12 protein-coding genes are annotated in these 13165 nt (G+C 37.0%); 10 read left to right on the top strand and 2 right to left on the bottom strand.

Annotated elements, in window-relative coordinates; translation table 11 throughout:
• Positions 1–383: 383 nt before the first annotated feature.
• The 6 genes from QME45_07145 (at position 384) to QME45_07170 (ending at position 6715) form a co-directional block, all read left to right on the top strand.
• Complete coding sequence (locus tag QME45_07145; GenBank protein MDI6618439.1) at positions 384–734, top strand: Asp23/Gls24 family envelope stress response protein; 351 nt, start codon at positions 384–386, stop codon at positions 732–734.
• Positions 735–755: 21 nt separating this feature from the next.
• On the top strand, positions 756–2405 hold the full coding sequence (locus QME45_07150) for a DAK2 domain-containing protein (protein ID MDI6618440.1): 1650 nt from the start codon (positions 756–758) through the stop codon (positions 2403–2405).
• A gap of 351 nt (positions 2406–2756) precedes the next feature.
• Positions 2757–4808 carry an ATP-dependent DNA helicase RecG gene (gene recG, locus QME45_07155; protein MDI6618441.1) on the top strand — a complete coding sequence of 684 codons (2052 nt, stop codon included), beginning with the start codon at positions 2757–2759 and terminating at the stop codon, positions 4806–4808.
• A gap of 292 nt (positions 4809–5100) precedes the next feature.
• The gene (gene rsmD / locus QME45_07160) at positions 5101–5658 is read left to right on the top strand and encodes a 16S rRNA (guanine(966)-N(2))-methyltransferase RsmD (GenBank protein MDI6618442.1); all 558 of its coding nucleotides are present in this window, start codon (positions 5101–5103) and stop codon (positions 5656–5658) included.
• 2 nt (positions 5659–5660) lie between these two features.
• On the top strand, positions 5661–6152 hold the full coding sequence (gene coaD / locus QME45_07165; GenBank protein MDI6618443.1) for a pantetheine-phosphate adenylyltransferase: 492 nt from the start codon (positions 5661–5663) through the stop codon (positions 6150–6152).
• Positions 6153–6157: 5 nt separating this feature from the next.
• Entirely contained in the window at positions 6158–6715 is a 558-nt protein-coding gene (locus tag QME45_07170; GenBank protein ID MDI6618444.1) for an ATPase, read from the top strand.
• Here QME45_07170 and ylbJ read toward each other — a convergent pair.
• Positions 6712–7998 (bottom strand): sporulation integral membrane protein YlbJ, encoded by a 1287-nt coding sequence (gene ylbJ / locus QME45_07175; protein ID MDI6618445.1) that lies wholly within the window; start codon positions 7996–7998, stop codon positions 6712–6714. The genes QME45_07170 and ylbJ overlap by 4 nt on opposite strands.
• 78 nt (positions 7999–8076) lie before the next feature.
• Positions 8077–9315 (bottom strand): nucleotidyltransferase, encoded by a 1239-nt coding sequence (locus QME45_07180; GenBank protein ID MDI6618446.1) that lies wholly within the window; start codon positions 9313–9315, stop codon positions 8077–8079.
• Between the two features lie 397 nt (positions 9316–9712).
• Here QME45_07180 and pta point away from each other — a divergent pair, with 397 nt between their 5' ends.
• The 4 genes from pta to rpmF all read left to right on the top strand — a co-directional run bounded on the left by pta (position 9713) and on the right by rpmF (position 13010).
• Complete coding sequence (gene pta, locus QME45_07185; GenBank protein MDI6618447.1) at positions 9713–10711, top strand: phosphate acetyltransferase; 999 nt, start codon at positions 9713–9715, stop codon at positions 10709–10711.
• A gap of 19 nt (positions 10712–10730) precedes the next feature.
• Positions 10731–11930: an acetate kinase gene (locus tag QME45_07190; protein MDI6618448.1), complete on the top strand. Its 1200-nt coding sequence runs from the start codon at positions 10731–10733 to the stop codon at positions 11928–11930.
• A gap of 378 nt (positions 11931–12308) precedes the next feature.
• Positions 12309–12812, top strand: a complete 504-nt coding sequence (locus tag QME45_07195) for a DUF177 domain-containing protein (GenBank protein MDI6618449.1) — start codon at positions 12309–12311, stop codon at positions 12810–12812.
• 12 nt (positions 12813–12824) lie between these two features.
• Positions 12825–13010, top strand: coding sequence for a 50S ribosomal protein L32 (rpmF, locus tag QME45_07200; protein ID MDI6618450.1), 186 nt, complete (start codon positions 12825–12827; stop codon positions 13008–13010).
• Positions 13011–13165 lie beyond the last annotated feature (155 nt).

The raw sequence follows: 13165 nt of genomic DNA on the forward strand, positions 1-13165 counted from the left end.
TGTTATGTCAGCTGTAAACTTGCGATTAGGTTTGGTGAGTTTTCGAGAAACTTTATTTGTAAAGTTTAGAATTTCTCGTTTCAAAGAATAGATTTTTGATGTAAAATAGGACATAGGGAATCCTCCTTTTTTTTGTTTAGTAGAATTTTGCTTCTCAACTTTATTTTACACCAAAAGAGAGGAAGATTCCTTATATTTTAAGCATTTTCTAAAATCTGTGGACAACTGTTCTCTCTTAAATCAGGTGGTGTGGATAAATATGCGGAAACTCAAGATATTTATATAATAATAATGATATAATAAATACATATCTTGAATAGTTTGTGCAAATTTGATAATATATTCTAATAGCCTATCAAATGCTCAAAAGGGGAGGTAAATTTATGGCGTGCAAGATAGTAACCAACCTTGGTAATATTGTATTCTCAGATGAAGTGATTGCTAATATTGCAGGCATTTCGACCATGGAATGCTATGGAGTTGTCGGTATGGCATCAAGAAGGGCTACAGACGGCCTTGTTGAACTTTTAAAAAGAGAGAATCTAAGCAAGGGTGTAAAAGTAAGCTGTGAAAACGATGAACTGACAATCGAGCTTTTCATTGTAGTCGAATACGGTACGAAAATATCTGTTATTGCCAGCAATATAATTCAAAAAGTGAAGTATACTCTTGAAAGCCTCACAGGGTTGAAAGTTAAAAAAGTGGTAGTAAACGTGCAAAGCATAAGAGTATAGCTATATAAGGGAGGTTAAAAATTGGAATTGTTGAAAATAGATGGGCAACTGTTGAAAAAAATGATTGTTTCAGCTGCAGGTTGCCTTCAGAATAATAAATCAGCAATCAATGCATTAAATGTTTTTCCTGTACCTGATGGTGATACTGGCACTAATATGTCCATGACGTTGAATTCAGCATTAAAGGAAGTGCAGGAAATAAAGATAGACACCGTTCCGAATGTTGCAAATGCTGCTGCAAACGGATCATTGATGGGTGCAAGAGGCAATTCCGGAGTTATATTATCGCAACTTCTGAGAGGTTTTGCAAGACAAGTAAGGGAAAAAGAATCGATAGATGCCAGGGATTTTTCAAATGCGTTAAAAGAAGGGGCTGATACGGCATATAAGGCTGTTATGAAGCCTACAGAAGGGACTATATTGACTGTTGCAAGAGAAACGGCCGATAAAGCCGTAGAACTGTCAAAGAGCATCAACGAGATAGATTTGTTGATGAATAATCTGGTGGAATATGCTCAATCTGTTCTTGATAAAACACCTGAAATGCTTCCGGTATTGAAAAAAGCCGGAGTAGTGGATTCGGGCGGAATGGGACTTATATATATTTATAAAGGCATACAGAGAGCATTAAGAGGCGAAGATGTAAAGATAAGCGATATTCAGCCGGAAGCACAAGAGGAACATGTCCAGGAAACTGGGGTGCAGCAGGAAATTAAATATGGATATTGCACGGAATTCATAATTAAAAATACCGATTATGATGTGCAGAAGTTCAGGCAGCATATGGTTCCATTCGGGGATTCACAGGTAATTGTAGGAGACTCGGGAATTATAAAAGTTCATATCCACACGAATGATCCGGGGAAGGTTTTGTCTGAAGCGATCAAATTAGGAGAGCTTACCAGGATAAAAATCGATAATATGAGAGAACAGCATAGAAGTATCATAGATTTTAATAATCAGGATGTAAAAGACGACCCAGTTCCATCGGAAGATGATGATACTTCGGATTCTTTAAAAGCAGGCGTCATAACAGTGGCGTCCGGCGAGGGAATCAAAAATATATTTAAGGATTTAGGGGCTTGTAACGTGATTGAAGGCGGACAAACTATGAACCCGAGCACCGAGGATATTTTAAACGCCATTAATGCCATAAAATCAGACGAGATTTATATATTGCCGAATAATGGCAACATAATAATGGCAGCCAAACAGGCGGCAACTTTATCCGATAAAAATGTTTATGTAATACCTTCAAAAACGATACCTCAGGGGATTTCTGCCCTTACGGTGTTCAATCCTGAAAATAAAAGCAAAGAGAATATAGAGATTATGACTTCGACCATGAACTATGTAAAGACCGGACAGGTAACTTATGCTGTAAGGAATACAATATTTGACGATAAGGAAATAAAACAGGGGGATATACTAGGGCTTTTAGATGGCAAGATAAGCTGTACCGGACGAAACATTCTTCAAGTAGCCGAAGACTTGATACAAAATATGGTATCGGATGATGACGAACTTATAACTATTCTTTATGGAAAAGACGCAAGCAAAGATGATGCGGAAAAATTAGCCGATACATTAAAGAATAAATATAAAAACTGTGAAATACAATCCTATAGCGGAGGTCAGCCATTATATTATTTTATAATATCTGTTGAATAAACCGGCATCATGCCGGTTTTTTAATGCACAAAACAATCTCGATAAAAGTGTGTATCAAAACTATTTGAAGAATATTATGGAAAGAGCAATTAGCGGAAAGTCTTTAGAGTCTGTTAACGCATGTTCAGGATTAGCAAAATCAATCTTTTGCGAAGCGAGTTTTGATTCTGCCCTGAACAAGTTTACAGACTCTTAAGGCTGTGAGCTTAGCGATTGAAATAATATTCTTCAAATATAAAATATACCATTATATGACTGCTATAATTTTAAACGCAATACTTTAGTTTAAAAAAAATTTTTTTGATATAGAATATAAGTGAACAAATGTTTGTATGTACGGAGGTATCTTAAATGCTGGAGTTAGAAAAACCTGTACAGACAATTAAAGGTATAGGGCCGAAAACATCGGAGATGATGAACAGGCTAGACATATTTTCTATAAAGGATTTGCTTATGCATTTTCCAAGGAAGTATGAGGACTGGAATTTCACAAAGCCTGTCAGCAGTTTGTCTGATGGGGATGAAACCGCTGTTAGAGGAAGAGTATATCTTATTGATAATAGCAAATATACGTCCGGTGGAAAGCATATTACAAGGGTAGTATTAAAGAACGATACAGGATTCATTTCCGGTGTATGGTTTAATCAAAAATATATAGGCAAAAATTTCAAACCCGGCGAAGAATACATATTTTACGGAAGAGTTTCATGCATATATGGGGATAAACAGATAATAAATCCTGAATATGAAAAAGTATGTCGCGATATGAAGAATAGAATAGTACCCGTTTATTCTTTGACAAAGAATCTATCGCAGAAATTAATAAGGAATGCAATTTTAAATATATTAAATTCAGATGAAAATATCATGGATGAAATAATGCCGTCGGATATACTGAAAAGGTATGGGCTTACGGGCATAAATCAGGCACTATCGAATATACATTTTCCCGGAAGTTTCCATGAATTAAATGAAGCCCAAAAAAGGCTGAAATTTGATGAACTCTTGATATTGCAGCTGGGTCTTATGATGGAAAGGAATAAAATAGAAGGGTACAAGGGTATAAGCTTCAAAATATCAAAGGAGCTTAAGAATTTCATATCGGCTCTCCCGTTTCAGCTTACGAATGCCCAGAAAAGAGTAGTGAATGAAATATTGAATGATATGAAAAGCGACAAGCAGATGAACAGGCTTGTACAGGGTGATGTAGGTTCGGGAAAGACAGTTGTTGCCCAAATAGCGCTTTTCAATGCCGTTAAAAACGGATATCAGGCGGCGTTTATGGCTCCCACCGAGATACTGGCAATGCAGCATTTTGAATCGCTGGTATCTCTCTTTGCGGGGTACGATATCTGCATAAAACTGTTGTCCGGCAGCCAAAGCAAGAATAAGAAAGATGAGATTAAATATGAATTAAAAGCAGGGAAAATAGATATTATAGTTGGGACACATGCTCTCATCGAAAATGATGTAGAATTTAGAAATTTAGGGTTAGTCATAACCGATGAACAGCATAGATTTGGAGTAAGGCAGAGGGCTCTTTTGAATCAGAAGGGTGATAAGCCTGATATATTGGTTATGACGGCTACTCCCATTCCAAGGACTATGGCGCTTTTTATCTATGGAGATCTCGATGTTTCAATCATAGATGAGCTTCCTCCAGGAAGGAAAAAGGTAGAAACCTATGTTGTAAGGCCTGCTATGAGAAGAAGGATTTATAATTTTGTAAAATCCGAAGTTCAAAAGGGCAGGCAGGCATATGTTGTATGCCCCATAATAGATGACTCTGATACATTAGATATAGAATCTGCAATAAATACTGCAGAAAAGCTCAAAAAGGATTATTTGAAGGGTATTAGGATCGGATTGGTACACGGCAGGCTTAAATCGGAGGATAAGGATGATATGCTGCTTAAGTTTAAAAATGGAGAAATAGACGTGCTGGTATCTACAACGGTTATTGAAGTTGGAATCGATGTACCTAATGCATCTGTTATTGTGGTTGAAAGTGCCGACAGATTTGGATTATCAGAGCTTCATCAATTAAGGGGAAGAGTCGGAAGAGGCCAGTATAAATCCTACTGCATACTGATCGCAGATATGGAAAACGAAATATCGAAAGAGAGAATGAAAATAATAAGTGAAACCAGTGACGGGTTTAAAATATCCGAAAAGGATTTACGTCTCAGGGGGACGGGAGAATTTTTCGGAGTAAGGCAACACGGGCTTCCAGAGTTAAAAATAGCAAATTTATTCGAAGATATAAACATCCTTAGAGAGACTAACAAACTGGCTCGTGAACTCGTAAAGTCCGGGAGAATATATTATGACGAAGAATACAGTATGCTTCGCAATATAACCGGTAACAAATTTGAAATCTGCGATAATAGCATCACATTATAAAAATTTACGAAAAAAGTGGGGGACAAAATTGCCGCCCCACATATTATACAGGATTTTAAATCCCGTATAGGAAGAGGAGAAATTGAAGGAAGAGCTCTATGGGGAATTTATTTAATACATTATTTATGATTAGCATATTCGCTTTTTTTATGCATCTGTTTTTAAATATTATCTTTATACACACTTTTATGATTAATATTTTGTAAGAATTAAATAAATATGCTAAAATATAAAATAATATATACTAGATGACAAAACAATCCAAATTTTTCCGGGCTTTGGAGGCAAAAAATTGAGAATTATAGCGGGTGATGCGCGAAGCAGGCGGATTATTTCTCCGAATGGATCTGATATCCGTCCGACTTCCGATAGAGTAAAGGAATCATTATTCGATATTATAGGTAATAAAGTCGTTGATGCAAAAGTGTTGGATCTGTTTGCAGGAACTGGCAATTTAGGGCTGGAAGCCGTAAGCAGAGGGGCTTCTCTTGCAGTATTTATAGATATAAGTAGGGAGAGCATAAAAATAGCAAATGAAAATATTAACCTCTTGAACTATCAGAAATATTGTGAAGTATATAATAACGATGCTTTAACTGCAATAGATATATTGAGCAGGAGAAAAGTTATATTTGACATAATTTTTATTGATCCTCCATATCGTAAGGATATTATCCCAGAAGTTTTGAAAAAGATAACAGAGGCTCAAATAATTAAATCCAACGGCATAGTCTGTGCAGAGCATGACGCAAAGGATATATTGCCGGACGAAGTTTCAAATATAAAAAGGTATAAATTTAATAAATATGGAGATACTATTTTATCTTTTTACAGAATCGCGGAGGAATAAAAATGCAAAAAATCGCAGTATATCCGGGAAGTTTTGATCCCGTAACAAATGGACATCTTGATATAATAGAAAGATCGGCACATATATTTGATAAAGTAATCGTGGCAGTGCTTGAAAATCCCCAGAAGAATCCCGTATTTTCAGTTGCAGAAAGAGTAGAAATGCTAAGGGAGGTAACAGTGGACATAAGCAATGTTGAAGTCGACAGCTTTTCAGGTTTGTTGATCCATTACATGAATGCAAAAAATGCAAAGGTTATAATTAAAGGATTGAGAGCCGTTTCGGATTTCGAATATGAGTTTCAGATGGCCTTATTGAATAATAAATTAAATTCTGAAGTAGAAACACTTTTTATGATGACAAATAATAAATACTCTTATTTAAGTTCAAGCGCGGTTAAGCAGATCGCTTTATTCGGGGGATGCATAAAGGGACTTGTCCCTGATAAAATAATCACAAAAGTCATAAAAAAAGTAAGAGAAAATGGGGAGTGATTTTGTTGGATATACTTGATTTGATAGACCAGCTGGAGGATATGATACAGGATTCGTCATCGATACCGCTCACAGGGAAGGTGATGCTCAATAAGAATGATTTGTTGGACATGCTTCAGGAGATAAGATTAAAGCTTCCCGATGAGTTCAAGCAGGCTAAGTGGATAACCGAAGAAAAGCAGAGGATATTGATAGAAGCACAAAAGCAGGCAGAGGCTATTTTAAAGGAGACAGACGCAAGGCTTAAAAGGGAAATAGAGCATCATGATATAACCGAGGAAGCAAACAGAAGGGCAGCCGAAATAATAAACAATGCCCAAAAAAAGGCGAAGGATATCAGGCTTGGGGCAAGGGAATATGCCAATCAGTTGCTTGAAGACCTGGAAAAAAATATCGATACGAGCGGAAAGGCTCTCTCTTTAAAAATGCAGAATGACACTGCCGAATTATTGAACAAAGTACAATCCGATGTAGTCGATATAATAAAATCCATTGAGGGCAATGTGAGTGAAAAAGCGACGGAGATCAAAGAAAATATCAAAGAATTAAAAAAGATAAATTAACTTTTGGACTCTCTCATCCAATGTCTGATTATGTTTATTGCTATTGAAAAAACCAGCAGCAATAATGTTATATTTAAAAATCTTCCGGTGTAAAAGATCAGGTTGTTTATCCAGAGACCGGAATCATACTGGTATTTATTCTGACCGAATACGCTTATTATATTGGATATATATGGCATATTCGTGTAATTAATAAGCAAAAGGGCATATATAGATGAAAAAATCGAATGAAGGAATTTACAGAATACATATACCTTCAGATTAAGATCGGTATTGCTTATCATGCCGGCAGTTTGTGCTATTATCGAAAGGCCGCTCCATGATATTATACCTGATATGGCGGCTATTTTTTGATATAAGATGGCATGGGATGAAGAGATAAGCTTTGACCCCACTGTGATCTCAAAAAATCCGCTGACGATCGGTGTGATTATTTGCCTGTTTATGCCTGTCGAGTGGAATATCGCATAAAGCCAGGAAGATAGCGCATCTGTAATATGGGATAATATGAGAAGCCTGATTATTACGGAAAAGATTATGATAAATCCGCCTACAGTCAAGATGGAGTTTACAGAATTTTTTACAGCATCGCTTAATAGGAATCCCACAGGACGCTTATCATCTGCATAATATTTCAAAAGTTTTTTTACCGCGTCTTTTATGCTCGTTTTATTGTTAGTTGCTTTTCCAGTATCTTTAGATTTGTAAAATCTGAATATTAAACCTACTGTAATCGCCCCCAAATAATGGGAGAGCGCAATTATTACGCCGTAATATTTGTTGTGAAGCATACCTATGCCAACGGCTCCTAGCATAAATAAAGGCCCTGATGTGCTGCAGAAGGATAAAAGCCTCTGCGCTTCAGTCTTGCTGCACAGCTTTTTATTGTATAATTCGGCCACGATTTTTGATCCTACAGGATAGCCTGATGTAATGCTCATCACAAATGGGAACGAACCGCATCCGGGAACATTAAAAAGGGGTCTCATTACAGGCTCCAGCAATGCGCCTATGAAGTTTACCATACCTGAATTCACCAGCAATTCTGCGCCTATAAAAAATGGCAAAAGCGACGGGCAAACTATATTAAACCATGTTTTAAGGCCATCCAGAGCAGATGCATATGATTCTTCCGGATTTAATACTATGGCGCCTGCAAATAATATTATGCACAGAGACAGTATCATTTTGCCTATTACAGACAAATCTGCCGTAAAATGCCTTACGTATACATATATAAGTATCAGTATTAAGATGATTATTCCGGATATTAAATAAATCATACAATGGTCCAGTTTATAAATATTAACATTATATTTATATTTCCAATGGTACCATATATGCCATTTTTAATTTATAAATTAAACCATTATAGGCCCCTTTAAAAAATCACAACCTCCTGTCCTGTCCTGTTCTTTAGAATATGCTGTAACATAGATATCTGTTGCAAGTATATCCATGGCGACCATTTTCTTGAATCGTTCATCCTTATATTCTTTATAGTCGGACATATTTGTAATGACGGGAAGGGCACAACTTTCTTTGATTTTATGGATCACCTGCCTGCCTTTTTCGGAAAAACCGAGCACTCTTATATACTCAGGAGGTGTAAGGCTGCTTTTAGTCATTCCCAGAAGAGAATGCAGCAGTATTCTTTTGATCCTTGTTTCAGTATAACGCTTTGATTTAATATTATGTATGAGTTCGCTTATGCTTCCACTTTGGGAGGCGGCTTTTTTAATCCTGTATTCAAGCCCTTCAGAGACGTCTATTATACTTGAAATTTCATGCAATGGCATCTGGCGAAGCTTACACAATATCGCCGATGTAAAATTATCTACAGTTACAGGAGCTTTTCCCGAATTGATGCATTGCCGCAAAATATCCATAGAAAATGGAGGCATATAATGAGAAAGTATTTTCCAATCATGATTCTTCGCAGTTTCTCTTAAGAAAAGAGCGCTTGCAAAATTTCCATCCTGAATATTTTGATCGTTATAATCCGGGCCGATGCGTTTTACAGATACCGGAATGATAGGGCTCTTTAACCTTATAAGCCATTTTAGATATTCCAATGCCAGTATATTATTTGAAGATTGAAGTATGGATTTAATATTATCGGCGTCACCATATGAAAAACCGCCTTTTATATATTTCATAAATGCATTCGCTCTGGATGACGCAAAGGAATTGCCCGCATCCATCTCCTGTCTTAAAATATTCCTATATTCTTCAGGTTCATTTGCAAACACGTATGCGATCTTTTTAAGGATGTCAATATCCTCGCATTCGCTTCCAAATGATAAATAATCGACAATATTTAAGCTGTTTAAAATAGACACTGCTCCATATGCAAAGATCTCTGCGCTTTGTGTACAATATATTACGGGAAGTTCCAAAACAAGGTCGAATCCCGCCTTCAACGCGGCAAGAGTTCTTGACCATTTATCGATGACCGCTGGTTCGCCTCTCTGTACAAAGTTGCCGCTCATTATGCAAATTGAATATTTAGCTTGAGTTATATCCAAAGAGGTATTAAAATGATATAAGTGGCCGTTATGCAGAGGATTATATTCTGCAATTATTCCAAGATACGACATATAAATCACTCCAGTATTTTTATTATATATTATTTTATATGATAAAGATAAATAATATATAAAACAAGAGTGTATATATATTATTCTTCAACTTGTAATTTGAAATCAGGCATAATGTTGTTTTGAGCGACAAATGAGTGCTCAAAACAACATTAGCTCATATTACGAATTGAATATAAAATTGGTGATATTTAATATTGCAATTTAAGGACTGTATAATTTTACACTATAACTATTGATATATTTGGCAATATGGTACAAAATAAAAAAAGACGTATTGGATAAATATTTAACTTGACTTCTGGATGCCGGTTCATGAACTTTTTCTTGAATTGGGAAAAATGTCTTATCCGGCACAATAAATAAAACTAATATTTTAGATGGGAAGGTGTTTTTTATGAATCTTATGGAACAAATATGGAACAAGGCCAAAGCTGATAAAAAGAGGATAGTTTTGGCAGAAGGAGAGGAGCCGAGGGTGCTTGAAGCAGCATCGAAGGTTGTTAAAGAAGGGCTCGCCGACATAGTGCTTTTAGGCGATGAATCAAAAATCACGAACACCGCATCGAAATTGCATTTAAGCATCGAGGGTGCAAAGATTATAAATCCCCTGAAATCTCCGAAATTTGAAGAGTATGCTGAGCGGTTTTATGAACTCAGGAAAAAGAAAGGCATGACTCTTGAAAACGCCAATAAGATAGTCAAGGATGTGCTCTATTTCGGTACGATGATGGTAAAGTCGGGCGATGCCGACGGAATGGTTGCAGGCTCCATACATTCAACAGGTGATCTTTTAAGGCCTGCACTTCAGGTTATAAAGACTGCTCCTGGAATATCGATTGTATCAAGTACATTTATTATGATAGTTCAGGATAAACATTATGGAGAAAATGGAATACTTCTTTTTGCCGATTGTGCCGTAAATCCTGATCCTGATGCGGAGCAGCTTGCATCGATTGCCGTAGCTACGGCTAAAACGGCGAAGACACTTGTGGGAATCGATCCTAGGGTGGCGCTGCTTTCGTTTTCAACAAAGGGAAGCGCTAAACATGATCTGGTAGATAAAGTAACCGAGGCCGTAAATATTGCTAAAAAAATCGCACCGGATCTTCAAATCGACGGGGAGCTGCAGGCGGATGCCGCTTTAGTTCCTAAGGTTGCCGAATTAAAGGCGCCGGGAAGTTTAATTGCCGGAAAGGCCAATGTTTTGATTTTCCCTGATCTTCAGTCTGGAAACATCGGATATAAATTGGTTCAGCGTCTCGGAGGTGCTGAAGCGATAGGTCCTGTATGCCAGGGATTTGCAAAACCTGTAAATGATCTCTCAAGGGGCTGCAGTTTTGAAGATATAGTAAATGTAGTTGCAATAACTGCCGTACAGGCGCAGAATTTATAATCATAAAGGAGAAAAACAGATGAAAATATTGGTAATTAATTGCGGCAGTTCTTCTCTGAAATATCAGCTTATCGATATGGATGGGGAAATAGTGCTTGCGAAAGGATTAGTAGAGAGGATCGGGATTAAGGGTTCAAAGTTGACTCATAAACCGACGGGAAAAGAAAAAGTTGAAATAGACATGTTTATACCGGATCACAAGACAGGAATAAAAATGGTGCTCGATGAGCTTGTTGATAAAAAACACGGCGTAATCGATTCGATGTCTGAAATATCCGCCGTGGGCCACAGGGTCCTGCATGGAGGAGATAAATATACAGAGTCGGTTTTAATAACCCCTGATGTCATGAATGCTGTCAAAGTTTGCGCTGCCCTTGCACCGCTGCACAATCCCGCAAGTATCACAGGCATAAATGCCTGCAAGGCTTTGATGCCTGATACGCCTATGACGATTGTATTTGATACGGCATTTCATCAGACAATGCCCGATTATGCTTATATGTATGCACTTCCTTATGAATTATATGAAAAGTACGCTATAAGGAGATACGGTTTCCACGGCACATCCCATAGATATGTGTCGCATGAGGCTGCAAAGATGCTGAACAGGCCCTATGATAAATTAAAGACGATAACATGCCATCTCGGGAACGGCTCAAGCGTTGCCGCAGTTTTGAACGGAAAATGTGTAGATACCAGTATGGGGCTGACTCCCCTTGAGGGGCTTGTAATGGGTACAAGATGCGGTGACGTGGACCCGGCCATAATCCCGTATCTCGTCATTAATCTTGGAATCAGCATAGAGGAAGTCAATAAGATTATTTATAAAAAATCAGGTTTTATAGGCCTTTCGGGTATAAGCAGCGATTCAAGGGATCTTGAGGCAGCTGCCGAAAAGGGAAATAAAAGGGCATTGCTTACATTGAATGTATTCTATTATGGAGTCAAAAAATATATCGGAGCATATGCCGCAGCAATGAACGGCTTCGATTGTTTGGTATTCACGGCGGGTATAGGTGAAAATTCACCTCGCGCAAGGGAACACATATGTGAAAATATGGATTATCTTGGAATAAAAATAGATAAAGAAAAGAATAGAATAAGGGGTAAGGCTGTCGACATAAGCTCAGCTGACTCAAAAGTAAAGGTCCTTGTGATTCCGACGAATGAAGAGCTTTTGATTGCAAGGGACACAAAAGAGATTGTTGAAAGATTATAGGAACTATTGTAATTTTGATTCGCAATTTGAAATCGGGCATAAATAGGATTATGTTATTTTGAACGACGAATGAGCATTATGAGAGTTTTGATAAGTTTTCGGCCTGCTGCCGCATAAGAATCCTTAGAGCTTTTGATTGTCTGAGTGAAACGAGTTTCAAAAGCTCTTGGATTCTTAAGGCTGCTGACCTTAGAACTTACAAAACTTGAATCTGCCGAATGAGTGTTCAAAATAACATAAGTTCATATTACGAATCGAAGGAACTATTGTAATTTAATACTTTCATAATGCTCATTTATGAAATATGCGGCAATTTTACTCCTTGACATTTATTAGCTCTGTTTATATAATTATCTATGTGCCGTTTGAGGTGAGCGTATGAAAATCAATGTTTCAAAAATATTAAAAAATCAAGATTCAAGCATGGAATTTGACGGAGAAGTACGCTTGAAAGATTTTGTTTATATGGGCAGCAATATTCATATCGGTTTACCTGTTAAAGTAAAGGCATTGATTACTAATTTAGAAGATCATCTTTATATGAAAGGCAATTTAAAGGCCGAATTGATGCCGGAATGTTCAAGATGTCTTCAAACATTTAAATATAAAATGGATGTTGACTTCGAAGAAGAATTGTCTAATAAAGATGCGGAAGAAGACAGGGACGATGTATTGTACTTTGAAGGTGATTTCGTAGACCTTACTGAAATAATAGAAAATAATATATTGTTATCGTTGCCTATGAAATTTTTGTGTAGAAAAGACTGTAAAGGTTTGTGCCCCCATTGCGGTGCCAATTTGAACCTGGGGAAGTGCAAATGTACTAATAAGGAAATAGATCCCAGGCTTTCTGTTTTGGGGGATTTTTTCAAAAGTAATTAAGGAGGTGTCATTATGGGTAATCCAAAGAGAGGGTTTTCAAAAGCAAGGACTGCATCAAGAAGGGCAAATTGGAAATTGAGTTTGCCGAACATAATTGAGTGTCCTCAATGTCATGAGCCTATGCTTTTGCATAGAGTATGCAAAAACTGCGGTTATTATAGGGGTAAAGCTGTAATAGAAGTAGAAGAAAATAAATAATATTATTGAAATAATTTAGATGTACCCGCTAAAAGAAAGTCAGTTGACTTTCTTTTTTTGTATGGGTTATGATATTATATAAAGCAGCGACAAATATTCCAAAGTAAGTTCATATTACGGTTGAAGGTGGATAAATTGGGCCACAGGCAACAATA

It is taken from the genome of Clostridiales bacterium (assembly GCA_030016385.1).
Taxonomy (GTDB): domain Bacteria; phylum Bacillota; class Clostridia; order Clostridiales; family Oxobacteraceae; genus JASEJN01.